This window comes from Sulfurovum sp. (assembly GCA_026990595.1).
Taxonomy (GTDB): domain Bacteria; phylum Campylobacterota; class Campylobacteria; order Campylobacterales; family Sulfurovaceae; genus Sulfurovum.
Genome location: JALXCZ010000029.1, coordinates 1 through 26,548, shown reverse-complemented (window position 1 = coordinate 26,548; position 26,548 = coordinate 1). Strand labels below are relative to the sequence as shown.

Below are 26,548 nucleotides of genomic sequence, written 5' to 3'. Positions count from 1 at the left end.
TAGCTATAGTCTCTGCAGTTTCTTTAACCCCTCTTTGACAAGTGTACTCGTATCTCCGGAACATCCTGAAAGTGCTTTACGGATGGCATCTTTTTTAAAGCCTAGACTTTCCAGTGCCATGACCGCTTCACCTAAAGCTCCGGAAACTCCACTCTCTTCATTTCCATCCACAATAAAGTCTGCCAATTCCACCAAGATGCGGCTGGCAGCCTTAGGGCCTATACCGGGAACTCGTTTAAGCATACTCACATCTTTGGAAGCAACCACTTTGGCAAAGGTGCTCGGGGTAAAAGTAGAACAGATAGCCAGCCCCACTTTGGGACCTACCCCGTTTATCTTAAGTACCGTGTCAAACATCTTTTTCTCATTGGTATCCATAAACCCGAACAACAGATCAGCATCTTCACGGATGACCTGCGTGACATAGAGTTTAACGCTTTTCTCCTGTATAGCATTGGATGTATTGATGGAGACATGGACTTCGTAGATGATCCCATGAACATTAAGATGCACAAATGTTGGATCACGTCTTTCTACTACACCTTCTATTCCTACTATCATGACAGACCTTTATGTATTGATAGGTGAAGTATATCAACTCTTTTTGGAAAAAACTAAAAATATGTCAAATTGTCATATTTTTCTTTTAAATCAACATTTGGATACAATAGCTTTCAATTTAAAATCAAAGAGCATTATGCGATTAAAATCTATCTTTACCAACAGCTTTGGTATTTTATTTTCACGAGTAACCGGTTTGGGGCGTGATGTTCTCATGGCATCTGCACTGGGAGCTTCAGTCTGGTCAGACATGTTCTTTGTTGCCTTTAAACTTCCAAATCTTTTTCGCCGTATCTTTGCAGAAGGTGCCTTTACGCAGGCCTTTATGCCCTCTTTTATAGCCAGTAGACATAAAGGTGTTTTTGCCACAGCCATATTCCTGAGATTCCTGCTTTTCTTAATGGCATTCTCCCTGTTCATCACCTTCTTTCCCGAACCCATTACCAAACTTTTGGCATGGGGATGGGGGAAAGATCTTATTGCTGATACAGCACCGCTTACCGCTATCAATTTTTGGTATCTTGACCTCATTTTTATTGTTACTTTTTTAGCTACACTGCTACAATACAAAGAGCATTTTGCTACCACCGCCATGTCTACGGCTTTACTGAATATCTCCATGATCACAGCACTGTGGCTTTACATGAAAGAAGATCCAAAAACAGTTGCCTATGCATTGAGTTTTGCGGTACTCATAGGGGGTGGGTTGCAAATTGTCGCCCATCTCATTACGCTAAACAGATTCAACTTGCATAAACTACTTATAGGAGGATGGAAATACAGAAAACACAAAGATGTCAAAGAAGAGAAAAAACATTTTCAGTCTCTTTTCCTTCCCGGTATCATTGGAAATTCCACACCGCAGATCTCTGCTTTTATAGACACTATACTGGCTACCTTTCTTATGACAGGGTCTGTCTCCTACCTCTTTTATGCCAACCGTGTATTTCAACTTCCACTTGCCATCATTGCCATTGCTACAGCTACAGTACTGTTTCCTTCCGTCTCAAAGTCTCTGAAAAATAATGACGAAAAAAGTGCCTATGCAAACCTCGACAAAGCTTTTTGGCTGCTTGCTTTTTTACTTGGGGGTGCCATGATAGGCGGTATTTTACTGGCTGAGCCCATTGTGTGGCTGCTCTTTGAGAGAGGAAAATTCACTCAGTTACAAACGATTGAGACTGTAAATGTACTTCAAATGTACATGGTAGGGCTTCTGCCTTTTGGACTGGCAAAACTCTTCTCACTCTTTCTTTATGCCTCACATCGTCATAAAAAAGCAGCTAAAATAGCAGTCTATGCACTTATTACATCTGTAAGTGCATCACTTATACTCATGCAGTTCATGGGAGCTTCAGGATTGGCACTTGCCGGAAGTATCGGAGGTTGGGTACTCTTTGGTCTGACTGTAAAAGAGGTAGGGTTTGATAGATTTTTAGAGATTATAAAATCAAGAAGATCGGTCTATTTTGTAGTTGGATTGTTTTTATTTGCTATTTTACTATCGTCTCTCAATGCATTCTTTATTCAACATATAAGATAAAAATCATTTCCCTGTTTTCAAGTAACTGTCATAACTGTCATCTGTGAAAATCTTATCATCTATATGCTCATCGCCATGAAGTTTCGCATATAATGCACTTGCTTCTTCAATAGATTCAGGATAAGCTATTTTTCTGCCTGCTATAAAACCTACAATCTTATCATTTTCATCAAGTTTTGGTTGAATATAGACAAGTACCCAGTAGAATTTACCGTCTTTTCTCATATTTTTTACATAACCACGCCACTTTTTTTTAGATGATATGATTTTCCACATACCCCTAAATGCACCTTTAGGCATATCAGGATGACGATTAATACTATGTGGAGAACCGATAAGCTCTTCTTTACTAAATCCTGTCATTTCTCTGAATTTACGATTTGCATAAGTGATGATCCCTCGAGTATCTGTTTCAGTGATCATTACACCACCGTCAAAAATCACCTCTTCATCAACCGGCTGACTTTTAAATATTTTTTCACCTGTAATTGTATTTTCTATGATAAGAGGATTGTTCATCATGGTTTTCCTATTTTATGTAATCCAAAAGTTAATCCAACTATTTTTTAAGATTAAAAAAGACTTTATGATTTGTTATTTTATAAATGATCAATGACTTTAATTTATACATAATACAAAAATAGCAAACGTATGTCAACAACATATTGCTAACTGCAATATAGAACAGTCTAACTACGGCTTGCTATCTCTTCACCGTAGATGACCTCTCCGCTCATGAAGAACTTATGTTCTATATGTTCATCGCCCTGAAGTTCATTATATATTTCCTCTATCTCTTTTACTGCTTCTGGAGTAGCTATTTTTCTGGTAGCCGCATATCCTATGATTGTATTATCTTCATCTACTTTAGGCTGAATAAATACCTGCACCCAGTAAAATTTACCGTCTTTTCGCATATTCTTTATATATCCACTCCATATTTTCTTGTCTGTGATCGTCCTCCACATCCCTCTAAATGCACCTTTAGGCATATCAGGATGACGATTGATACTATGTGGAGAGCCAATAAGCTCTCTCTTTGAAAAACCGGTCATCTCTCTGAATTTACGGTTTGCATAGGTAATAATACCGTTGATATCTGTTTCTGTGATCATCACACCACCGTCAAAAAATACTTCTTCATTCACCGGCAGACTTTTAAATATCTTTTCCCCTGTGATCGTATTTATAATAATAAGAGGATTATTCATACTTTGACTCCGTGTTGATATGTATCTACATAATGCAACCCGGCTGACTCAATACCAAGAGTCCCGTGGCTTTCCGTCCTTACCTCACGATAAGTTTGGCTTATAAAAAACATATGATACATAAAAAATGTCAAAAAATTGTCAAACAACAAGCCTAACCAAACTTTAGCTATAATCACAGCATTATTAATGATCAAAGGTTTATCTATACTATGCAACTCTATGATTCTGTCAGAAAAACAAAAGTTCCTTTTGAACCTATTCATGCAGGAGAAGCAAGCATTTATGTCTGTGGGCCTACTGTCTATGATGATGCACACTTAGGTCATGCACGTAGTTCATTGGCTTTTGACCTGCTCTCTCGTATACTCAAGGCACTGGGTTATAAAGTCACCATGGCAAAGAACTTTACCGATATTGATGACAAGATCATCAAAAAAGTAGAAGCTACCGGCAAAAGCATGGAGGAAATCACCTCTTTTTACATAGAACGCTATCTTGATGAGATGCAGGCTTTGGGTGTACAGCGTGCCGATATAGAACCAAAAGCTACAGAATCACTTCAGGCGATTGAGTCAATGATACAGAAGCTCATAGATAAAGATTGTGCCTATATAGTCAACAACGGGGATGTCTATTTTGACACATCTAAAGATACGCATTATGGAGAGATCTCACACCGTGTAGCTGACGATGAAGAGACACAAAGTCGTGTGGAACATATTTCTGAAAAAAGAAATCCTAAAGATTTTGCTCTCTGGAAAGCATGTAAAGGCGAAGAGGATATCTGCTTTAATACCCCTTTCAGCAAAGGTCGTCCCGGCTGGCATATAGAGTGTTCCGCCATGATAGAAAAATACTTCAAAGGGACAGAGGAGTACAGTATAGACATCCACGGAGGCGGGGCAGACCTGCTCTTTCCACATCATGAAAATGAAGCAGCACAGAGTCGTTGTGCCACAGGGCATGAACTTGCCAAATACTGGATGCATAACGGTTTTGTACAGATAGACGGAGAGAAGATGAGTAAATCTTTGGGAAACAGTTTCTTTCTCAAAGATGCACTCAAAGTCTATGACGGGGAAGTACTGCGCTACTACCTCAACTCTGTACACTACAGAAATGACTTTAACTTCAACGAAGAGGATCTGCTTACAGCGAAAAAAAGACTGGATAAACTCTATAGGCTTAAAAAGCGTGTCAGTCCTGGGAAAGGCTCAATGGTCAATAAAAATTTTAAACAGGTACTCCTTGATGCAATGAGCGATGATCTCAATATCTCTACGGCTCTTGCTGTTATAGACGAGATGATAGCAAACACCAATGATACCTTAGATGCAAATCCCAAAGATAAAAGTTTAAAAAAAGAGACCATTGCAAATATAGAATTCATGGAAACACTTTTGGGCTTTGGAGGTAAAGAGCCTTTCTCTTACTTTCAAATCGGTGTAGACGATGCACTAAAAGAAAAAATAGAAGTATTGGTGGCTGAACGTATTGAAGCTAAAAAAACAAAAGATTTTATACGTTCTGATACCATACGTGATGAACTTATAGCAATGGGAATCTCCCTTATGGATACTGCAGACGGTACTGTCTGGGAAAAGATCTGATCATGAAAAACCTCTTAAAACAGTATCTGCCTTACCTCATCGGTTACAAAAAACAGTTCTTCTTTGCAATCCTAGGAATGATAGCTGTTGCTGTAGGTACGGCAGGTACAGCACAGCTTATTAAACCTGTACTTGATGATGTTTTTATAAACAAAGATACACAAATGTTAACACTTATGCCTTTTCTTTTGGTTGGTGTTTTTGCCCTTAAAGGTATAGGTGGCTATATACAAACTTATTACACATCATACATAGGTCAGGATGTTGTCCGAAAACTACGTGACAGACTTGTCTCACATTTAACCTACATGGATATGGACTTTTTTAAAACTATCCATACAGGGGAGATCCTCTCTCGTGTCACCAATGACATTACACGTATACAAGTTGTTGTAGCAAATATCATTCCTGATCTCATACGAGAAACCCTCACTGTACTTGCCCTCACAGGCTACGTTATTTATGAAAGTCCAAAGCTCTCTTTTTATTTTCTTATTATCATGCCATTGGCTATTTTCCCATTGACACTTCTGGCAAAGAAAATGCGTAAATATTCCAAACTTTCACAAGAAAGTACTGCTGACATGACTACAAGACTGGGAGAAATTTTATCTAACATTGAAGTGATTAAATCCAATTCTTCACAAATCTATGAGCAAAAACGTTTTGAAGCAGAAAACCAAAATGTCTTTAAATTCATTATGAAACAGATCAAAACCAATGCCCTGACCTCACCTATTATGGAAATACTGGGTGCTGTGGCCATCGGTATGGTTATCTATATTGGAGGGAAAGAAGTCATTGATGAGCATATGACAGTAGGTGCATTCTTTGCCTTTGCTACAGCACTTTTTATGCTCTATACCCCTATCAAGCGTCTCTCCTCTCTTTATAACAAAGCACAAGATGCCATCACCGCCAATACACGTATGCATGAACTATTAAACACAAAACCGGAGATAGTTTCTGGAGAAAAAGAACTTCAAAACACCATTGAAAGTATAACACTTGACAATATTTCCTTATATTATGGTGACACACCTGCACTGAAAAATATTCAGCTTGAAGTTAAAAAAGGTGAATCCGTCGCATTGGTAGGTGACTCAGGGGCAGGTAAAAGTTCATTGGTCAATCTACTCGTACGTTTTTATGACCCTAGTAGTGGCGATATCCTTATCAATGATCAAAATTATAGAAGTTTTACACTGCCTTCACTTCACAAAAAAATAGCATATGTAACGCAGCGTATTTACATTTTTAACGACACCATCGCAGCCAATGTTGCTTATGCTAAAGAGATAGATGAAAATCGTGTACAACAAGCACTAGAAAAAGCCTATGCTATGGAGTTTATTGAAAAATTGGATAATGGTATCCATACTGTCTTATCTGAAAGTGGAGACAACCTTTCTGGAGGGCAGAGACAACGTATAGCCTTGGCACGTGCACTCTACAAAAATCCTGATATACTCATACTTGACGAAGCCACGTCTGCGCTTGATAACAAAAGTGAAGCACTCATACAGAAAGCCCTACATGCACTTAAATCAGAAATGATCACATTCACTGTTGCCCATAGACTTAGTACGATTAAAGACGCCGATACGATATTGGTCTTTAAAGAAGGAGAGATCATCTGTCAGGGCACCCATTATTCTCTATTACAGGAGTGTGGGACATATAGGCAATTAGCAAAAAAATTATAATAACACAGTAAGATTTTCTTAACACAAATAAAGATATGATACTGTTTATATTGCTAAACCATTTGTAAAGATGGGACAGAAAGCCACGGGACTTACTTAAGTCAGCCGGGTTACATTATTTATTTTATTTTGGAGATACCCCATGTCGAGAATACTTGTTCTCTTTTCACTTCTTTTTAGCTCTCTCTTTGCCCAAGAGACCGAAGAGTTTCCTTTTTTAGGTGTTACTGTCTCTACGCAGAGTATTGATATTGCACACAGCAATAATGAAACAACTTTAGGAATAAGATATGGTAAACAAACCGTTGACTGGCGTACTATGTTTAGCTATTTTGGAAACAGCAGCTACAAAAGTTTTGCTCTGGAGATCGATAAAATACTCATGGATGAAATGTTCGGAACTCCTAAAGTAAGACCCTACTTAGGCTTTAGTTTGGGAACTGTAAAATATGAAGACAGCAGTTTGACAGATACCCGCGGATATTTTTATGGAGGGGATTTGGGACTTATCATCTATGCAACAGACAAAATAGATGCTGATCTCAGTTACCATTACTATAAAGTTGAAGAATTTGACACCTTGGATAATATCCAGGGCGGAACACTCGCCTTACACTACTTTTATTGACTTTTAGCTATAATCTTTGTAATTTATTACGGAGATTATCGTGTCTTTTTTTTCTTACCAAACCCTCAAAAAATTACTTTTTAAACTTGACCCTGAAACAGCACATACCCTGGCTGGATTAGGGTTAAAAGCCGTTTCCTACTGTCCACCTTTACAAAAATATTTAACCAAACACTATTTTGTAGAAGACCCTGTTCTTGAACAAAGCTTTTTTTGTCGTACTTTCAAAAACCCTGTTGGACTTGGTGCAGGCTTTGACAAGAATGGGCAGTATATCATTGCCATGCCTGCACTTGGTTTTGGATTTACAGAAATAGGCACAGTAACACCCAAACCACAACCAGGTAATGTAAAACCCAGACTTTTTAGACTCATTGAAGACAACTCTATCCAAAATGCCATGGGCTTTAACAATAAGGGAAGCCACTACATGCTTCAACAACTCAAGAGACTTTACTTTTTTGACTACCCTGTCGGTATCAATATCGGTAAAAACAAAATAACGCCTGAAAATGAAGCACTAAATGATTACGAAACACTCTTTAAAGCATTTAAAAACTACGGGGATTACATTGTCATCAACATCTCTTCCCCTAATACTCCGGGTCTTAGAGATCTGCAAAATGAACATTTTATCAAAGCGATCTTCGCATTGGCAAAGCGTATTACGGATCAACCTGTTTTTCTTAAGATCGCTCCTGACATGGAAATACAGGATGCCATTGATCTTTGTCATACAGCAGTAAATGCAGGAGCAGCAGGGATCATCGCTACCAACACAACCATTGACTATTCGCTGACAGACAGTCCTCGCAAAAAAGATTTTGGCGGTATCAGCGGTGCGCTGCTTACAGAAAAGTCTTATCGGCTTTTTGAAGCCATAGGTAAGGCACTTTATGGCAAGACCATACTTATCTCAGTCGGTGGTATAGATTCAGCAGAAGAGGCTTACAGACGCATTAAAGCCGGTGCCTCACTGGTGCAAGTTTACTCTATGCTGGTCTACAAGGGTCCTACACTTATTAAAGAGATTAACGAAGGGATTATTGTATTATTAAAGAAAGATGGTTACACTCATATTTCGGAAGCTATCGGAGCAGATTGGAAATAGTAAAGTACCACCAGGTATCTGTATATAAATAAATGGTCGATACTATTGACCCAAGAATAAAAGGAAAGAAGTGTTGAAAAATATTTTAATTTCATGCTTACTATTAACAGGAACATTAATGGCAAATTCACTACCAGAACATTTTACGAAAACATTAGAGAACGGATTACAAATTGTTGTTATTCCTATGGATAATGACTCCGGAGTCATTACTACAGATATCTACTACAAAGTAGGCAGTAGAAATGAAGTTATGGGTAAAAGCGGTATGGCACACATGCTTGAACACCTCAGTTTTAAATCGACCAAAAAGCTTAAAGAAGGTGAATTTGATGTGATCGTCAAAAGTAAGGGCGGTGTCAATAATGCTGCAACCGGTTTTGATAAAACACACTATTTCATTAAAACAGCCAGCAAAAACCTAAGTATGACTTTTGATCTCTTTGCAGAACTCATGCATAATCTCAAACTGACAGAGGTAGAGTTCCAAAAAGAGCGTAATGTTGTCGCGGAAGAGAGAAGGCTTAGAACAGACAACAATCCTATGGGATATCTTTACTTCAGGATATTCAATACACACTTCACTTACCATCCTTACCATTGGCTTCCTATTGGTTTTATGGAAGATATCCAAAGTTGGAAGATTGAAGATATTAGAAAATTTTACCATACCTATTACCAACCAAACAATGCTGTTCTGGTAGTTGCAGGAGATATTGATCCCCAACTTGTTTTCAAGGAGGCTGAAAAATATTTTGGAACCATAAAAAATGAACATAAAATACCAAAAGTACATGCAGTAGAACCTAAAGTAGACGGTAGTAAACGTGCCATCTTGCACAAAGAAAGCAATAAAGTCGATACCATTGCAATGACCTACTCTATCCCAAATTTTGAAGATGATGATCAGGTGGTACTTTCTGCAATAAGTCATATTTTAAGCAGTGGGAAAAGCAGCCGTTTTGAGAAAACACTCATACATGAAAAACATCTTGTAAACCAGATATACGGATATAATATGGAAATGAAAGATCCCGGTGTTTTTCTTATTATGGCACTTTGTGCTCCTGGAGTTACACCGGAAAATGTCGAAAAAGAGATTCTTTTAGAATTGGAAAAAATTAAAAACGGTGACGTAACACAAGCTGAACTTGACAAGGTAAAGATCAATACTAAAGCAGAATTTATTTACTCTTTAGAGAGTTCAAGCTCTGTTGCAGGACTTTATGGAGACTATTTTGCAAAAGGAAATATTCAGCCTTTACTTGAATATGAAGAGAAATTAGATAAAATTACACTCAAAGATATTAGCCGTGTGGCTAAAAAGTATTTTGATCACAATTTTTCAACCACTGTGATCTTGAAAAAAAGTAACTAAATTAGGAAACTTAGAATGAATAATTACATTACAGGTGCTACTACTGCACTGATCACTCCGTTTAAAAACGGTACTTTAGATGAGGCAACCTTTGCCACACTCATCCAAAGACAGATAGACAATGGTATCGATGCTGTCTGTCCTGTAGGGACTACCGGAGAGTCCGCAACACTGAGCCATGATGAGCATAAAAGATGTATAGAAATTGCTGTAGAGGTTTGTAAAGGTACAAACACAAAAGTACTGGCAGGTGCTGGCTCAAACGCCACACATGAAGCCATAGACATCGCCAAGCATGCAGAAGCATGTGGTGTAGATGCTCTATTCTCTGTAAGCCCCTACTACAACAAACCTAGCCAGGAAGGTCTTTACCAGCATTATAAAGCCATAGCATCAGCGGTGAAGGTACCTTTTATGCTTTACAATGTACCTGGACGTACTGGGGTTGACATCTTACCTGACACTGTCAAAAGACTTTTTGATGATGTAGAAAACATCATGGGTATCAAAGAGGCAACAGGCTCTATAGAAAGAACTGTCGAACTTTTGGCCAAAGTGCCTGATCTTTACGTTTTTTCAGGGGATGATGCTATTGACTTTCCCATTTTGGCAAGTGGGGGGAAAGGAATCACTTCAGTGACATCCAACCTTCTACCAGATATGAAAGCTAATTTAGCACATGCCGCACTGAAAGGTGATTTTAAAACAGCAAAAGCCATCAACGATGATCTTTTTGCTATTAATAAAGTCATGTTCTGTGAGAGCAATCCTATTCCGATCAAAGCTGCCATGTATATTGCCGGTCTTATAGGTACATTGGAATACAGACTGCCATTGGTAGCACCTAACAGTGGGAATATGAAAAAAATAGAAGAAGTGATGAAAAAATATAAAGTTGTAGGAGCTTAAGATGTCAGAAATGAAAGGTAAAACACTTGTAATTACAGGTGCTACTAAAGGGATCGGAAAAGCTGTTGCCGAGAAATTTGCACAAAACGGTGTAAATGTTGCATTTACCTATAACAGCAACAAAGAAGCAGCCAATAATATTGCAGCAGATCTGGAAAGCAAATATGGAATTAAAGCCAAAGCTTACCCATTGAATATTTTAGAACTAGATGAATTTAAACCGCTTTTCCAAGCCATCGATGAAGATTTTGATAGAGTAGATTTCTTTGTTTCCAATGCGATGATCTATGGTCGTCCTGTCGTAGGAGGATACGGCAAGTTTATGAAACTTCGTCCGACCAAAGGACTTCAAAATATCTTTACTGCAACCGTTGGTGCCTTTGTACGTGGTTCACAGGAAGCTGCTGTACGTATGGAAAAAGTGGGTGGCGGTGCCATTGTTACCCTCTCTTCAACAGGTAATCTCATCTACATAGAAAACTATGCAGGTCACGGTACGAACAAAGCAGCTGTTGAAGCTATGAGCCGTTATGCTGCTGTTGAACTGGGAGAGATGGGTATTCGGGTTAATGCCGTCTCAGGTGGTCCTATTGATACAGATGCACTAAAAGCTTTTACAAACTATGAAGAGGTAAAAGCTGAAACCATCAAACGTTCAGCAGTAAACAGAATGGGTAGTCCGGAAGATCTTGCAGGTTCAGTATATTTCCTCTGTACACCAGAAGCATCTTGGATCACAGGTCAAACGCTGGTAGTAGACGGTGGGACTACTTTTCGTTAAGAGTTAAGAGTTAAGAGTTAAGAGTTAAGAGTTAAGAGTTAAGAGTTAAGAGTTAAGAGTTAATTTTGACACATTCTTCAGAATGTGTCAAGTAGTTTTAAAATGTATAGGTTGCACCGACAGTCATTGCATTAAAGAGTATATCTTCTGCTACAATACCGTCATAATTGTCATCACTATACATATTTAGATAATCAACAAAGAAACCTAAACCGCCTGCTAGTTCATATTTGGCACCAAGTCCCCACTGTACACCACTTTCACTTGCATCAATATTTTTTGCACTGTTCTCATAGTTTGACTTACCGTATCCTGCGAGAGCATAGATAGAAAATCCTGTCGTAACATTATACATTGGTTTCAAATAGATACCCACATTGCTAAGTACATCACTTTGAGAAACGGTAGTCGGTCCGTTATCTACATCCACATCGCCTATTGTGCGTGTATATCTACCTTCTATACCAAAATATTTGTTGAAATAGTAACCTGCCAGTATCGTAAGTGCATAACCGCTTGAAATACCATTTTCATTCATTCTTAAATAACTTAAAGCACCACCTGCATAGAAACCATCATACTTTACATTGTCTACAACAACTGTCTCTTTAACAGGTATAGTTACTTTTGGCTCAACCGGAGCGATATCCCCACCAGCCATTAAAAGATTACCTGCTATTGCCAACAACGCTACTGTACTTACTACTTTTTTCATTTTATTCCCCTAGTCCACATAACAAATTTTAGGTTATTGTATACTGTATAAGCTTAATATCTAAAGAACAAATCTCTCTTTTACCAATATTACGTTAAAGTTATAATTATTTTACACAATATGCAATGGGGAAATCATGACAAAACAAATATTGCTTATTTTACTGTTTATCTCAACTTTAACATTCACCGGATGTGCAGAAAGAGCTCAAAGTATCATACCGACACATATACAAAAAGAGATTTTTAAAGATACTGCTTCCTCCAACACAAAAACAAAAAATCTTCAAAGGGCAACCGGTAAAGTAAGAGCAATTGAAGATGGAAACAAAGAGAACGCTTTAAAAAATTCTACAAAAAACACAATAACCGGTATTTTTATTTTGATCATTGGGATCATGGTATTCATATAGAACCTTAATATGCAAGGTTCTAATTAAAATTATTATAAATTCATTTTCAAGGATTCAACTATGTTAAAGAACAGACTTTTTCTTCTTCTGGCAACACTCTTTTTATTTTCCGGTTGTGCGGAAAGAGGTTATGTACTTACTTCAACCCCTGCTACCCACACGATCACAGCACAAATGAGCAGTGATATACGAGACACGACCAAAAGTACGAATGATGAACTTTCCAAAATGAAAGCGGCTGTAAAGAAAGAACTCAAGAAAAAAAGAGTAAAAAAACAAAGACAAAAATATGCCCAGAGACAAGCGCAAAGAGCCAAACTTGCACGCATGAGGGAAAAACAGAGAAAAGCAGCACAGAAAGCCAAAGAACTTCAGGATGCAAAAGCTTTAAAAGAAAAAGAGCAACAAACACTCCAAACCCAAAGGGTAAAAGCATTAGAAGAGAAGAGGGTTGAAGAATCACGTCTACAAAAACAAAAAGAAATAGAGGCATTAAAAGCAAAAAAGAAAGAGGCTGAGGCAAAAGTATTAGAGAAACAACTGGCTTTGGAAAAAGAGCAACGTGAGCTAAAAAAGCGTAAAGAATTGGAAGCTGCAAATTTATTGGAAGCAAAAAAACTTCAGGAAGCTGAAGCATTAAAAAAGAAAATGGAAGAGAAAAACCGTAAAGAGGCTGAAAGCTTAAAACAAAAACGACTTCAAGCATTACAAAAGAAGAAGACTGAAACTGAAACCATCACAGTCTATAATCCTTCTTTCTCTCAGCCTCTTCGTTTTAAAAGAATCAATAAAACCTATCAAAAATTTGGTACTTCTGAACTTCACGGACATGTTATATATCTTGATCACACAGGACAAGAAATAGACTTAGCCCAAAAAAAGGTTTACCTATTGCCCGTTGGTGCAAAAATAAATCATTGGTACACTAACTATTATTTAAAGAATAAAGGACAAAATCTTACACCTACTGCAGTAAGTTACCTTAATAGCACAACACTGGACTTAAATAAGAATTTTAATTTCTTTGGTGTACCTGCAGGAACATATTATATTGTTATTGAATCTCTTTACCCAAGATCTTTGAAAAAAGTTTATATTGCCAAAAAGATCAATGTTGGAAAATATAAAAAAGTAATGGCTGTTTTCAGTAAGAAATTGTAAGAGGATATTTCATTTTGTTTAATATCCCAAATATTTTAGCTTTTATTCGTCTCTTACTTGCACCGGTAATGTTTTTCTTGCTGGTGAATCGTGACAGTTTGCTTTTAAGCGGTATACATTATACCTGGCTTGACTACATGGCTGCATTTATCTTCGTAGTAGCAAGTGCAACAGATTTCTTTGACGGATACATCGCGCGTACATTTGACCAGGTCACCACTCTGGGAAAGATCCTTGATCCTCTAGCTGACAAAATGTTGACTCTTGCAGGATTTTTGGGGCTTATGCTACTTGATCGTGCTTCAGCATGGGCGATCTTTCTCATCCTTACCCGTGAACTTTTCATAACTGGACTCCGTGTTTCTGCTGTAAGTCAGGGACTTGACATTGCTGCATCATGGATGGGTAAAGTAAAAACAGTTGTACAGATGATTGCCATCGGTTTTTTACTGATGGAATGGCCTGGAGCTGAATTTCTTTTATGGACCGCTGTATTACTTACACTCTATTCAGGATATGAATATGTAAGGGATTTCTTCCAAAATAGTACCTTATACACTTAATTGCCTAAAAATTAATCATTCTATTTCATTTACCCTTTGTTAACTTATGGTATATTTCCCTATCCAATTTAAAACAAGGAAAAAAAATGAAATTTACAAAACTTAGCCTAGTTGCAGCATTGGCTGTAAGTGCTGCATTTGCAGGTGGGGACATAGCTCCTGTTGAGCCAGTAGTAGAAACTCCGGCTATTAAAGCAGAAGCTTGTAACAGTGACACAACAATCAACTCTAAAGCAGTTGCATACTATTATACAACAGATACTACACCAAATGATATATTTTCAAAAGAAAATTCTCAACTTGGTACAGCTGTAACATTTGATGTATCCCACAAACTGTTTGACGGTATCACAGCAAACTTTTCTGCAGTAGGATATGCTAACTTATTGGATGATGAGGGGCGTGGAAATAGTGGATATATGGAAAATTCTCAAACAGGTGCTTTCATTAATGTTGCGAACATTACTGCAAAATTTGGTGATACTACTTTAATCTTAGGTCGTCAACTTCTTTCCTCTCCTATGGTAGGTGGTTTTGACTGGTTATTGGCTCCAGGTGCATTTGAAGCATATACGATTGCTAACAACTCAATCGAAAACCTTACATTGGTAGGTACATATTTAAGGACATGGAGACCAAACAACTCTGGTAATACTTGGGTAAATCTTAACAGTGATAAAACTCCAGGAATTGTAGATGAGAACAACTATGCATTTGGTGCAGCATATGACAATAAAACGATCAGTGGAAACCTTTGGTACTACAATGTAGATTCAGGTGCTGCAGCAGGAAATGTTGACTACTATACACAAGTATATGTAGATGGTGGTTATAACTTTGGTATTGCAAAAGTAGAAGCACAATATGCAAATACTGACTATAATACTGCTGATTCTTCTACCGCATACGGGGTAAAGGTTTCCGGTAGCGTTGCAAACTTTGATCTTTATGCAGCATACAACAGAATCCAAGATAATCAAACAGGTTATGTAGGTGTTGATTCGCTTTATACAAGTTCTTGGAATACATTTGTTTCTCATTCATGGAATGGAGAAGACCTAGATGCTTTCAAAATCGGTGCTTCAACAAAATTTGCCGGACTCAGTGCAGAATTATCATATGCTGATTACGATAACGGTAACGAAACTGACCTCATCTTAGGTTATGATGTAACTGACTGTATTAATGTTGGTACTGTATATACAAATACTAAGCCAAATGTATCTCATGCTGATGATGTAAATGCACTTGAAGTATTTGCAACTTACAAATTTTAATACAAACGTGTAATCTCCCAAACTTTTGAATACATCACTCTCCTTTTTGGGGAGTGTTTGGGAAATACTTTTTCTCTTTTCTCTCTTTTTTTAAAGTATTATCTTCAAAATAAAACTTTTTATTGATAATAACTCTCATTTTAACTTTACTTAAGCATCAAAAGAGTAAATTACCTCTAGAAAAACTAAATGATAATAGTTTTCAATTTACTTTATAAATATAAGGATAGTTAATCCATGAAACCAATTATAGTTGCACTGGCAGGTCAGCCCAATGTAGGAAAATCCTCTCTAATAAATGCCATCTCCAATGCCAAACTCAAAGTAGGAAATTTCTCCGGAGTTACCGTAGATAAAACTGAAGTCATTTTCAATATTTGTGATGAAGTAGCCTGTAAAGATTACGAAGTGCATATCATTGATCTTCCCGGTGCCTATTCACTTACCGAATATACCATTGAAGAAAAAGTGACTAAAAGTTTCCTGCAAAGTGATGAGTATGATATCATCGTAAATGTCGTAGACTCAACCAATCTACAACGTAATCTCCTCTTTACAACCCAACTTCTTGAAACTGGTAAAAAAGTAGTTGTAGCCCTTAATATGAGTGATGAAGCATCTAAAGAAGGTATAGAGATAGATGAAAAGCAACTCTCTGCTATTTTAGGTGTCCCGTGTATTAAAACTTCTGCCAATACCAAAGAGGGTATAGAGGAGCTTAAGCATGCCATTGTTGAAGTTTTTGAAAAACAACAGACTACTTCTAAAGTCATTTATTCTGATCCTATAGAAGAAGAGATCGCACGTATTGTTAGCTTTATGAAAGAGAAAAAATACAAAACATCTCTTCCCTACCGCCATCTTGCCGTGAAGCTTTTGCAGGAAGATGAAGATGTGTATAAAAAAATGCATGATGAGCCTATCTGGATTGAATTACTTCCAATTATAAGAGAAGCACTGGAGCATATTTATCTTCATTATAACACCAAAGATTTGAGTGAAATCTTTGCCGATGAACATTTTGCCTTTGCCAAAGGTGCAAAGATGGAGGTCATGTCAGTTAAAAGTATGCGGGCAAAGAATCTTACACAAAAAATTGATAATCTCATGATTAATAAAATCTTGGGTATCCCCCTCTTCCTTTTTCTTATGTGGGGACTTTTCCAACTGACTTTTACCCTTGGTAATGTACCTATGGACTGGATTGATGCAGGATTTACCTGGCTGGCCGATGAAGTACGTACCCTGCTTGGAGATGGAGAACTTGCCTCTTTAATAGCTGACGGTATCATAGGCGGTGTGGGTGCAGTGATCATGTTTTTACCGAACATTATCATACTCTTTTTGGGTATTGCCTTACTGGAGACTACAGGGTATATGAGCCGTGTGGCATTTTTACTTGACGGATTTTTTCATAAATTTGGCTTGCATGGGAAAAGTTTTATCCCCTTAGTTACCGGATTTGGATGTTCCGTACCGGCATACATGGCTGCACGTACACTTAAAAATGAAAAAGACAGACTCATAACCCTGTTCATCATCGGATTCATGAGCTGTGGTGCCAGACTGCCTATTTATGTACTCTTTGCAGGTGCTTTTTTTGGACAAGAGAAGGCAGGGAATATTCTCTTTCTTATCTATATTTCAGGTGCCATGCTTGGTCTTTTTATGGCAAAGGCACTGAAAACATTTGTCTTTAAAGGAGATGATGAACCTTTTGTGATGGAAATGCCAAAATACCGTATGCCTTCACTCAAACTCATCTGGCATACTGTATATGGTCAGGCAAAAAGTTACCTGAACAAAGCCGGTACATTCATTTTAGCAGCTTCTGTAATGGTATGGTTTGCGAGCAATTATCCTAAAAATGAAACAATTGAACAGACTTACCAGACCAAAATAGAACAGACCCAAAACAAAAAAGTACAGGCAGCACTGGACAATGAACTTCAGGCAAAACTGCTTGAACAGAGCTACCTTGGAAAGATCGGTCATGCCAGTGAGCCATTCTTTGCACCACTTGGTTTTGACTGGAAAATGTCTGTAGCACTCGAAGCAGGACTGGCAGCCAAAGAAGTAGTCGTCTCAACCCTTGGTGTGCTTTACTCCCTTGGTGATCAGGTAGATCAGGAGAGTAACAGTCTGCTCGCTCAGATTCGTGCACAGATACCGTTGGCATCAGCCGTTGCCTTCATTGTCTTTGTTATGATCTACCTGCCATGCTTTGCAGCATCAGCAGTCTTTGCAAGAGAAGCAGGTGGATGGAAATATCTGGTCTATCTTTTTGTGATGACCACTGCCAGTGCTTGGATACTAAGTTTCCTGGCTTACAGAGTTACATTAATGATAATAACCTGAGTTCAACGGAATACTATATCCACAATTTTACGAGGTTTTTCATAGGCAACGACAGATTTTTACAGGACTAACTAGTTAATTCAAAAAAATTTGTCTAAGCATATGGGAAACCTCGTAAAACCCAAAGGGAACCCTAAAAAGAGGCAATCTTTCCCAAATAAAATTCTTGAATTAGCTACAGCTAGTCCTACGAATTAGATTTTGAAAATCTTACCTCTTTTTAGGCTTTTGTGGATATAGTATTCCATCGAATTCAGGTTAATAGGAGGATAAATAGATGAAATTAACAGAACTGACAAAAGGTGATAAGGCAGAGATCTTAAAGATCCATGCCAACAAAGCACTCAAAGACAGACTTAACTCTTTTGGGGTAATGCGTGGAGAGGAACTCCTGGTAAAAGGATGTTCTCTTGCCAAACAGACCATGGAGATAGAAGTAGGCGCTACCCTCATTGCACTACGTAGAGATGAGGCAGAAAAGATTGAAGTAGAAAAAATTTAACCGTAGGGTAGGCATTACCACCCTACACAATAAACAAGGGAAATAAAATGAATAAAACAGTACAAAGTATAACAATTTTAATGATAATGACTATTGTAATTAATGCCAATACAATAACTAATGCGTTTCAGAATGCCACAGTGGATGGTTATGTGAGAGCAGGATACGAAATACACAATCTAAAAGATAATGATACATTTAATCATGGTGCATTGGGAGGGAAGTTACACATTGAGACAGCTCCTATTTCTAGTATAAGCATGGGAGCTAGTTTCTATACTTCCAACAGCTTTGACTCTGCAGACAATCAGGGTCTTGTTCCTTTTAGGGGAGAGGTTGCACACTCATACACCATACTTGGAGAAGCTTACTTAAAAACAGTGCTAGGTAAAACCACACTGAAGTTAGGTCGACAAGAGATAGAAACACCCTTTGCACAGGTAGATGACATAGGTATGGTACCCAATACTTTTGAAGCTTATATTTTAGAAAATAGAGACATTCCTGATACTACACTGTTCTTAGGACAGATACAAAAGATGGCTGGAGTAGATGCAGAAGTAGTAGACCAATTTACCCGTGTCAATGGTACAAACAACATGCAAGTGTTAGGAGTCACTTATGAAGGTATCAAACATTTTAATCTTAATGCATGGTACTATCGCCTAAAGGATGCAGAGATAGATAGTATTGCATACCTTGAGGCAAGCTATGAAGGTTCATTTTATGGTATGGGGTATGGGCTAGGCGTACAATATGCCAAACAAACCTATCTGGAAGAGAAAGATGCTTCAGTCTATGGGATCAATACAAGCATAAGTCATGAAGCTACTGGACTCACGGTTGGTGCAGCCTACAACAAAGCAGATGGAAATGCTGTCACTTCTGGCTTTGGGGGTGGACCATTTTTCTCTAATTCTGAATACCTTATCATAGACAATGCAGGCAGCAATGGGAGTCAGACATGGTTTGGTGTAGAGTGGGATGCCAATAGCATAGGGATAGATGGTTTAACACTAGGGCTTAGTAAAGCCATTTTAAAAAATGAAAACAGTCAAAAAGCCACTGAAACAGATTTGGACATTAGTTATCAGATAAACAAACAGATTGAAATGCATATGATCTGCTCTGATTTAGATGGTAAAAACGTGGGAGAAGACACAGCCAAACATTTGAGGGTATTTGCTAATTATCATTTTTAAACCCAATAGAGTATAATGCCACTAAAAAGGAGGAGGCATGAAACATCATAAAATGATCACTCGTCTGCTTCTTCTTTTTTATATTCTGGGTGCATTTGCAAGTGCCACGCATATCCATAAAGATGTGACAGGGGTACACACAGACTGTAAAATCTGTCTGCTTTCAAACTCTATGCATGGGGGAGATGTTGTAGCTGAGCCATTGGTTGCTATTGTACTCTCCAACTATGAATTACCTCTAAACTTTTTATACTTAAGTTATGTCAGCCCAATTCCAAAAGGTTTTTACGCACAAGCTCCACCTCTTTTATTTTCATAACTAAAATATCACACACCATACTCATATCAATATATTTTATACATTAAGAGGAAAAATAATGACAAAAAAACTCATAATTCTCTCACTCTGTGCATCAACAATGCTTTCTGCACAAAGTGAACTAGACGAGTTAAAATCGCTTTTAGCCCAACAGATGAAAACAACACAGGCATTACAAAAACGTGTAGTACAACTGGAAAAAAAACAAGCTAGACAGTCAAGAATAACAAAAAGCCAAGCCAAAAAAATACGCGAGGCTAAAAAACAGATTGCTGTAGCCCAAACACAACAAGAGGAACAGCCTACTGTACAGACAGCAAAAACATTTGACCAAAAATCATTTTTGCCAGATATTGCACTGATTTTAGATGGTTCAATGGTCTCTAGAAATGTAGACAACAGTACCTATGAGAGCTATTACATCCCAGGGTTCAGCAGCTATGATGCTAATGAAGAGGCAGAGATACCGTTTAACAAAAACAGAGGATTTAACCTAAACTATGCTGAGTTGGCATTACATTCAACCGTAGGACCATGGTTTGATGCCGATGCTATTTTTCACCTTAAAGCCGATGCATTTGAGATAGAGGAAGCCTACCTTACCAGTAGAAGCATGCCGTATGGATTACGTGCCAAAGTAGGTAAATTTAGAAGTAACTTTGGACGCATCAATGCCAAGCACCAACACTCTTGGCACTTTACCTCTCAACCACTTGTATTTGAAGGGTTACTTGGTACAGAAGGCATCAACGATGCAGGCGTACAGCTTCAGTGGGTTCTACCTACAGAAGATACCTACCTTATGGCAGGCTTTGAAGCCTTACAGGGCAACAACGACATTAGCTTTGGAGATACGGAGACAAATAACCTTTACATTGGTTACCTCAAAAGCAGTTTTGACCTTAGTGATGACACGACAGCACTTGCAGGAGCGTCCATACTTCATGGTAAAAACAATGAAGGTGGCAATACTGACATCTATGGTGTAGACTTTACACTTAAAACAGCACTGGAGGGGTACAGCACTCTTATGTGGCAATCTGAGTTACTTTACAGAAACAAAGAAACGAGTACCGAAACGCTCAAGCAGGCAGGTTTCTACACCCAACTTATCTACCAATACGACCAGAACTGGGCAGCAGGGGTACGCTATGATGACCTCTACAAAAATCTAGATGCACAGCCAGATGATTTGGATAAATATACTGCTATGCTAGAGTACAAACCTTTTGAATTTACCAAATTCAGACTGCAATATACCTATGACAGATCCAAAGTATTTGGCATCAATGATGAACGTAAAAACACTTCAGAGATTCTTTTGGGAGTTACCATCGAAGCAGGCGCACATGGCGCACATGCATTTTAGGAGCAGAACATGAAAAGATTATTACTATTACTTACCCTACTCTCCACACTCACTTTTGCCAAACTCAACGTTGTGGCATCTTACCCTTACCTAGGGAAAATCGTACAAGCCATAGGAGGAGACAATGTACATGTGAAAGTCCTTGCTTCACCCAAGCGTGACCCACACTTTGTCATACCCAAACCCTCGCTCATTCCTGCCATCGCACGTGCCCAATTACTCGTAGCCAATGGTGCAGGACTGGAGATAGGTTGGCTTCCACCCCTACTTAAAAGTGCCAATAACCCCAAAGTACGCATAGGCTCACAAGGTTTTTTAGACATCAGCCGTGCCATCCACCTCATAGATGTACCCAAATCTGTCTCACGTTCTATGGGAGACATACACCCAGAGGGAAATCCACACTTTGACACTGACCCACACAATGTGTTGCCTATGGCGAAGCGTATCGCTAAAAAACTGAGTGCACTCGATGCCAGTCACCAAAAAGAATACCAAGATAATCTCAAAGCCTTTACTCAAAAATGGAAGCAGTTTCTACATACCTTTGATGCAGGGATGAAAAGCTGTAAAGGTAAAAAGGTCATCCAGTACCACGAACTTTACAACTACCTACTCAAACGTTATGGCATCAAGTCTGTAGCCAACATAGAGCCACTTCCAGGCATTGCTCCTAGTTCTAAGCATACGCTAGAGCTGATACAACAGATGAGAAAAGAGCATATTACCACCATACTACAAGACCCTTACCACGAGAAAAAAACAGCACGTTTCATCGCAGGAAAAACTGATGCAAAAGTAGTTGTTTTACCTCATGATGTAGGCAGTGTCAGTGGTACAAAAAGTTTAGAGTCATTCTACACTACCATTAGAGAGAGATTATGTCACTAATTGTACTGCTCTACCCTGCTTTTATCTTGGCGATTTTGTTGGTGTTTATCCATGCCATTTTTGGATTGGAAATCATCAAACGAGGGGTCATATTTACAGACCTTGCCATAGGACAGTTCGCTGCCATAGGCGTGGCAATGAGTCTACTCTTTTTTGATGGAAAATACAGCTTTGCCCTCACCTTTGTCTTTGCCTTCATCGGGGCAGGACTCATCACCTTGGCAAGCTACAGGGTTAAACATATAGAAGCTTTTATCGGTATGCTCTACGCCTTGGGTGCGAGTGGTATTATCGTGCTGCTCTCCAACACCACTCAGGGTACAGAACTCTTTAACAAACTACAAGCTACTGACATTCTCTTTACCACGACTTCTGATTTGTGGGAGCCTTTAATACTCTATGGTTTTGTAGCAACTGTGTTTTTTCTTTTTTATCATAAACTTACAGGCGTAGCCAAGGAGCTTCTCTTTTTTAGTCTCTTGGCACTCACGGTGACCTCATCTGTACAACTCGCAGGGGTACTGGTAGTCTTTGTACTGCTCATCGTCCCTGCTTTTTTAGCCTTAATGCAAAGCAAGTTTAGACCCTTGGCTTTTTCATGGGTGATGGGTTCTGTACTTATTATTGTCTCGATGATACTCTCTTACACTATGGATTTACCTACAGGATATACCATCGTTTTTATTGCTTCTTTGATTGGGGTGTTGAGTGCGTTGGTAGTTGGGAATAATAGCAGGGAATAAAATTTGCTATTATTAAAAGTACCCTAAACATTCTCATCCTCATTTCATCTTTACTATAAGCCTTAGGTTTTATAAGGTTTTTTCGTTCCACAGCAATGGAACGAGTGGAAATTAGAGGTTTCCTAAAATTTACAAACTTCTAGGCATCTACACAGGCAAAATAGCCCCATTGGGATCATTGTTAAAAATCTCTCGTTTGGTGACAAGTCTCTCTCTTGGGAAAGCGGGATGTTCTCTGGCATCTACTCTTTTCCCTGATATCTTATCGGTATAACGTATGTCATTACCACCCATAAGATCAGGAGAATCCTCTGTAAGCATGTCAAGCTTTTTAGTATCTCCATCATTGAATGTATCTATATCGGCAATATCTACTGCGGAGTAGTGAACATACTCTTTTTTGATCAAAGCACCTTGTGGTGTGTTTGCATAGGCATATGCATTGAGAATATTTTTTTTACTTTCTTCAAAATAAGGCATAAGTTCAGCGGCTATACTCTCTGAAGGTGCTTTAAAATGAACATCATACTTTGCTGCCAGCAGTGTCATCAGATGTAGATAGACTACAGAGAGTGCATTGCTCACTACTTTGTTTTTTGTCATCTTAATGCTTGTAGGCGTACCGTAAAAGTAAGAGACTTCTCCTTCCTGCCATCCTTGTGCTCTGGCTTTGGCTCTGGCTTGAATATTTTTGTAATCAACCCTAAAGGAGAGCGCTTGTGTCATCTGCTTGGGGTATCCGCCGCCTACATCGGAGTGTACACCCATCATCTTGCATTCAAATCCACCTGAACTTGCAATATTGGTAAGAGGGAAGTTGTATCGCTTCTCATCGTGAGCGATGAAGTGTATGATATGTTTGGCTGAAGCGTTTGCACCTTGTTTGAGATCGAAGTTGTAAGGGGTATAGAGTATCTCTTCTTGTTGGGCATACACTACCGTGCCCTTTGCATTGTAGAGTATCTCCCAACCCGCTTCTCTTTTTTTGGCAGCGAAGGCATCGGCTTCATGCTGTGTGGCAAAGATCCTCTTTTTTTTGATCTGCTTGCTTCCTGTGTGTTCATCTCCCAGTCCGTCAGCTTCACTGACATCCTGAGCGAAATCACTGCTGGCAGGCTTCATGTTGATATTGTTGCCTGCCTCCCCGAAGCTGGCTACGGTATCGAAGATACCGATGAAGTTGAAGCGAATGTCTTGGTATTGTTGGAGTCTTTTAACCTTATCAGAATAAAACGTATTCACAAAGTCCCGTGCCTCTGCCGCACCGCGGCTGAAGCCAAAAACGTCGATGGTGCGTACCTTAAATTGTTCCTTTTTATCACCAAAAGGATGAGCATCAAAAAAAGCACACGCCACATCGATTGCTTTGTAGATGCGCTTGGCACCTCCACCACCATAGCCTTTGTCGATCTTGCGTTGTATGGGGTAGAGCTCGTATTGCGCTTTGCTCATGTAGGTACCTATGCCCACCTCATAGTGTTTCCCCACAAAGAAGTTATCCTGCACCTCTCCGGTAAGGTAGAGTTCATAGAGCTTTGCTACGTTACTCTTGGCATCGCCGTCAATGCCCAACGAGTTGCCTGTTCCGTCAAAAAAGACACCATATCTACAGCTTTTACACGCCATTATCTGCTCCTTTGTGCATGGAGTTTGGGGTAGGGTTTTTTAGGGTAAGGGAGTTTGCCTATGGCTCTTCGCATTGACCAGTCGGTGATAGGTACACCGCTATAGCCTACAGGTTTACCAAATACAGTCCAGTCAATATAATCACAGGCTATGCTCATATGAGTTTCTATATTTCTTGGATCACTGGTGATAAACTTGACTATAGCATCCCATTTCGGATCTTTATCGAAGTCCAGTCCGATACGGGCGCAGAGTTCAACTATAACATTATTTTGTTTAGGATCACTGCCAAACCTCTTCGCCTTATTCATCGCCCGCTGTATCCAGCGAAAGCGTACCTCAAGCTCTACATCTCTCCAGAATCCGGGGAACTCTTTGGCGAGTCTTTGTTCCATTTTTGAAAGAAATTTCTTCGCCTCTACTCTATCGTAAAAGCCTTCGCTTAGTTGTGATAGTTTCATACTTTGCTCCTTTACTTTTCCATCTTCTTCATCTCTCCATCTTTGAATGATGGCTTTTTCCTTTTCCAATACCTCTTTAGTCAGCTCAAAACTATCCAGCCCATTTTCAAGAGGCTTCTGCCACCGTTTGGTGTCGTTACTCTCAGGCAGACACTTCCAAAGCAGCTTGTCGCAGACCCTGCCTTGTGCCCACTCCTCAGGGTCAACGTAGCGGGACTCATAGTAGTCTATGTTTTTCTGTTTCATCTCTTTTTCGTAGGCTTTGGCATCGGGCAGCACGACTGCAACAATATAGAGTCCAATCAGTACCGCAATAGCTGCCAAATAACGCAGAGGGTGTTTCATGAGGTTTCCTTGTCAGTTAAATCTGTTTTTCTGTAGCCGATCCCTTTAGGGGTGTAGCGGTATTCTACTACAGTTTGCGGCTTTTTCTCTTCACACCAGTAGCAGTAGATATTGTTAAAGAGAGAATGGATTTCTTTATAGCTCTCATACATCAATTCTCTAAAAATATCAGGCTCATAAAATCGTATAATCCCTTCCACTTCACCCGCCTCATCCTTGAGGTAAAATATCTCCCGCATCCTCTCCAGTGCTTCGGCAAAGTGCAAAGGGGTTGCAAACAGAAGCATTGCGTTTTTACCGTAGCACTGCTCAAGAAGCTGCATACTCTCTTCTTTTGCGTCTTCACTCTCAAAGTCCAGCTGCACAAAAAAGGGACCTCTTGTTTGCAGTTTCTCTCTGAGTGCTTCTTCACGAAAGAGTATATCATACGCTAAAATCCCCTCCTCAAGATCACTATAGAGCATCGGTACTTTAGCGCCTTCTATGACGGCATAGCTTTGAAAGGTATACTCTTCATACGCTATTTTTTTTGGGTCTATTGTCTTGTATAGTTGTTCTATCATCTTTATCCTTTCATCACATCATCAAGCAGACACTTTAGACAAATTTTGTCACCCTTATTGACTACAGCATCCCACTTAACCACAGAGTCAGGACTCCCACCAGAGATTGCCACATTCCCTTTGATAGTCACATTCCCCTTAAGCGTTATCCCACCGCCATCTATAATGATAGTCCCACCTTTAGACTTAAAGACTACTCTGTCACTGCCGTGCATCTCTTTAAGCTTGGTGATCTCTTTGATGTGCGTTCCGGCTTTAACGTCAAGTTTCCCATTCACCGTATGACTAAAATGCCCTTTGGTCTTAAGCGTATAGTTCGCATAGGTTGTTTCAAGTCTCTGGTTCCCTACATAAAGTACTTGGTCTTTGTCTACTTTGGTAGACTGAGAGTTAGCGATGTGTATCTCCTGGTCATGTCCTACATCTAGTTTTTGGTCATGTCCAATGCTTATACGCTCATCTTTACCTACAGACTCTGTTCTGTTGTTTCCTACATCAGTACTTTCATCATGTCCTATGCTTTTTGTTCTGTCATTACCTACACTGAAAGACTCATCATGCCCTACGGTTTCACTCTGGTCATTGTCGATGTTGATGGTG

At 39.0% G+C, this 26,548-nt stretch carries 27 protein-coding genes and 2 riboswitches; of the genes, 19 read left to right on the top strand and 8 right to left on the bottom strand.

Annotation, left to right across the window (positions count from 1 at the left end):
- Positions 1-3 precede the first annotated feature (3 nt).
- A complete protein-coding gene (gene ruvA, locus MVE01_RS06215; RefSeq protein ID WP_472561310.1) occupies positions 4-561 on the bottom strand; it encodes a Holliday junction branch migration protein RuvA in 558 nt (185 codons plus the stop codon).
- Between the two features lie 136 nt (positions 562-697).
- On the opposite strand from ruvA, the gene murJ reads away from it, so the two are divergent.
- A complete protein-coding gene (gene murJ, locus MVE01_RS06210; protein WP_472561309.1) occupies positions 698-2,104 on the top strand; it encodes a murein biosynthesis integral membrane protein MurJ in 1,407 nt (468 codons plus the stop codon).
- 3 nt (positions 2,105-2,107) lie between these two features.
- Here the strand turns inward: murJ and MVE01_RS06205 are convergent, their stop codons facing one another.
- Together MVE01_RS06205 and MVE01_RS06200 are read right to left on the bottom strand one after the other, a co-directional pair.
- The gene (locus MVE01_RS06205; protein WP_472561308.1) at positions 2,108-2,626 is read right to left on the bottom strand and encodes a PAS domain-containing protein; all 519 of its coding nucleotides are present in this window, start codon (positions 2,624-2,626) and stop codon (positions 2,108-2,110) included.
- A gap of 167 nt (positions 2,627-2,793) precedes the next feature.
- Positions 2,794-3,315 carry a PAS domain-containing protein gene (locus MVE01_RS06200; protein WP_472561307.1) on the bottom strand — a complete coding sequence of 174 codons (522 nt, stop codon included), beginning with the start codon at positions 3,313-3,315 and terminating at the stop codon, positions 2,794-2,796.
- A gap of 30 nt (positions 3,316-3,345) precedes the next feature.
- Positions 3,346-3,425, bottom strand: a riboswitch (cyclic di-GMP riboswitch).
- A gap of 102 nt (positions 3,426-3,527) precedes the next feature.
- Between MVE01_RS06200 and cysS the strand changes: the two genes are divergently transcribed.
- From cysS to MVE01_RS06165, 7 genes are all read left to right on the top strand, one after another.
- On the top strand, positions 3,528-4,928 hold the full coding sequence (cysS, locus tag MVE01_RS06195; RefSeq protein WP_472561306.1) for a cysteine--tRNA ligase: 1,401 nt from the start codon (positions 3,528-3,530) through the stop codon (positions 4,926-4,928).
- A gap of 2 nt (positions 4,929-4,930) precedes the next feature.
- Positions 4,931-6,634, top strand: coding sequence for an ABC transporter ATP-binding protein (locus MVE01_RS06190; RefSeq protein WP_472561305.1), 1,704 nt, complete (start codon positions 4,931-4,933; stop codon positions 6,632-6,634).
- Between the two features lie 42 nt (positions 6,635-6,676).
- Positions 6,677-6,752, top strand: a riboswitch (cyclic di-GMP riboswitch).
- Positions 6,753-6,776: 24 nt separating this feature from the next.
- Positions 6,777-7,262: a hypothetical protein gene (locus MVE01_RS06185; RefSeq protein WP_472561304.1), complete on the top strand. Its 486-nt coding sequence runs from the start codon at positions 6,777-6,779 to the stop codon at positions 7,260-7,262.
- A gap of 40 nt (positions 7,263-7,302) precedes the next feature.
- Positions 7,303-8,373 carry a quinone-dependent dihydroorotate dehydrogenase gene (locus tag MVE01_RS06180; protein WP_472561303.1) on the top strand — a complete coding sequence of 357 codons (1,071 nt, stop codon included), beginning with the start codon at positions 7,303-7,305 and terminating at the stop codon, positions 8,371-8,373.
- 118 nt (positions 8,374-8,491) lie between these two features.
- Positions 8,492-9,751 carry a M16 family metallopeptidase gene (locus MVE01_RS06175; RefSeq protein ID WP_472561302.1) on the top strand — a complete coding sequence of 420 codons (1,260 nt, stop codon included), beginning with the start codon at positions 8,492-8,494 and terminating at the stop codon, positions 9,749-9,751.
- Between the two features lie 15 nt (positions 9,752-9,766).
- A complete protein-coding gene (dapA, locus tag MVE01_RS06170) occupies positions 9,767-10,660 on the top strand; it encodes a 4-hydroxy-tetrahydrodipicolinate synthase (RefSeq protein ID WP_472561301.1) in 894 nt (297 codons plus the stop codon).
- A 1-nt stretch (position 10,661) separates the two neighbouring features.
- Complete coding sequence (locus MVE01_RS06165; RefSeq protein WP_472561300.1) at positions 10,662-11,441, top strand: enoyl-ACP reductase; 780 nt, start codon at positions 10,662-10,664, stop codon at positions 11,439-11,441.
- Positions 11,442-11,538: 97 nt separating this feature from the next.
- On the opposite strand, the gene MVE01_RS06160 is transcribed toward MVE01_RS06165, so the two are convergent.
- Positions 11,539-12,156 (bottom strand): porin family protein, encoded by a 618-nt coding sequence (locus tag MVE01_RS06160; protein ID WP_472561299.1) that lies wholly within the window; start codon positions 12,154-12,156, stop codon positions 11,539-11,541.
- 136 nt (positions 12,157-12,292) lie between these two features.
- On the opposite strand from MVE01_RS06160, the gene MVE01_RS06155 reads away from it, so the two are divergent.
- From MVE01_RS06155 to MVE01_RS06105, 11 genes are all read left to right on the top strand, one after another.
- Positions 12,293-12,568, top strand: coding sequence for a hypothetical protein (locus MVE01_RS06155; protein ID WP_472561298.1), 276 nt, complete (start codon positions 12,293-12,295; stop codon positions 12,566-12,568).
- Between the two features lie 60 nt (positions 12,569-12,628).
- Positions 12,629-13,729 carry a hypothetical protein gene (locus MVE01_RS06150; RefSeq protein ID WP_472561297.1) on the top strand — a complete coding sequence of 367 codons (1,101 nt, stop codon included), beginning with the start codon at positions 12,629-12,631 and terminating at the stop codon, positions 13,727-13,729.
- 14 nt (positions 13,730-13,743) lie between these two features.
- Positions 13,744-14,292 (top strand): CDP-diacylglycerol--glycerol-3-phosphate 3-phosphatidyltransferase, encoded by a 549-nt coding sequence (gene pgsA / locus MVE01_RS06145; protein WP_472561296.1) that lies wholly within the window; start codon positions 13,744-13,746, stop codon positions 14,290-14,292.
- An 86-nt stretch (positions 14,293-14,378) separates the two neighbouring features.
- Positions 14,379-15,569 carry an OprD family outer membrane porin gene (locus MVE01_RS06140; RefSeq protein WP_472561295.1) on the top strand — a complete coding sequence of 397 codons (1,191 nt, stop codon included), beginning with the start codon at positions 14,379-14,381 and terminating at the stop codon, positions 15,567-15,569.
- A gap of 237 nt (positions 15,570-15,806) precedes the next feature.
- Complete coding sequence (gene feoB / locus MVE01_RS06135; RefSeq protein ID WP_472561294.1) at positions 15,807-17,927, top strand: ferrous iron transport protein B; 2,121 nt, start codon at positions 15,807-15,809, stop codon at positions 17,925-17,927.
- A 277-nt stretch (positions 17,928-18,204) separates the two neighbouring features.
- The gene (locus tag MVE01_RS06130) at positions 18,205-18,429 is read left to right on the top strand and encodes a FeoA family protein (RefSeq protein WP_472561293.1); all 225 of its coding nucleotides are present in this window, start codon (positions 18,205-18,207) and stop codon (positions 18,427-18,429) included.
- 47 nt (positions 18,430-18,476) lie between these two features.
- On the top strand, positions 18,477-19,631 hold the full coding sequence (locus MVE01_RS06125) for an OprD family outer membrane porin (RefSeq protein WP_472561292.1): 1,155 nt from the start codon (positions 18,477-18,479) through the stop codon (positions 19,629-19,631).
- 37 nt (positions 19,632-19,668) lie between these two features.
- On the top strand, positions 19,669-19,950 hold the full coding sequence (locus MVE01_RS06120; RefSeq protein WP_472561291.1) for a hypothetical protein: 282 nt from the start codon (positions 19,669-19,671) through the stop codon (positions 19,948-19,950).
- Positions 19,951-20,008: 58 nt separating this feature from the next.
- Positions 20,009-21,319 (top strand): porin family protein, encoded by a 1,311-nt coding sequence (locus tag MVE01_RS06115; RefSeq protein WP_472561290.1) that lies wholly within the window; start codon positions 20,009-20,011, stop codon positions 21,317-21,319.
- A 9-nt stretch (positions 21,320-21,328) separates the two neighbouring features.
- Entirely contained in the window at positions 21,329-22,210 is an 882-nt protein-coding gene (locus MVE01_RS06110; protein ID WP_472561289.1) for a metal ABC transporter substrate-binding protein, read from the top strand.
- Entirely contained in the window at positions 22,201-22,953 is a 753-nt protein-coding gene (locus MVE01_RS06105) for a metal ABC transporter permease (protein WP_472561288.1), read from the top strand. The genes MVE01_RS06110 and MVE01_RS06105 overlap by 10 nt, the downstream gene beginning before the upstream one ends.
- Positions 22,954-23,100: 147 nt before the next feature.
- On the opposite strand, the gene MVE01_RS06100 is transcribed toward MVE01_RS06105, so the two are convergent.
- The 4 genes from MVE01_RS06100 to MVE01_RS06085 all read right to left on the bottom strand — a co-directional run.
- The gene (locus MVE01_RS06100) at positions 23,101-24,579 is read right to left on the bottom strand and encodes a phospholipase effector Tle1 domain-containing protein (RefSeq protein ID WP_472561287.1); all 1,479 of its coding nucleotides are present in this window, start codon (positions 24,577-24,579) and stop codon (positions 23,101-23,103) included.
- Complete coding sequence (locus tag MVE01_RS06095; protein ID WP_472561286.1) at positions 24,579-25,385, bottom strand: hypothetical protein; 807 nt, start codon at positions 25,383-25,385, stop codon at positions 24,579-24,581. Before MVE01_RS06095 ends, MVE01_RS06100 begins: the two co-directional genes overlap by 1 nt.
- Positions 25,382-25,948, bottom strand: coding sequence for a DUF4123 domain-containing protein (locus MVE01_RS06090; RefSeq protein WP_472561285.1), 567 nt, complete (start codon positions 25,946-25,948; stop codon positions 25,382-25,384). The genes MVE01_RS06095 and MVE01_RS06090 overlap by 4 nt, the downstream gene beginning before the upstream one ends.
- Positions 25,949-25,950: 2 nt before the next feature.
- On the bottom strand, positions 25,951-26,548 hold a 598-nt coding region (locus MVE01_RS06085), incomplete at its 5' end, for a bacteriophage T4 gp5 trimerisation domain-containing protein (protein ID WP_472561284.1).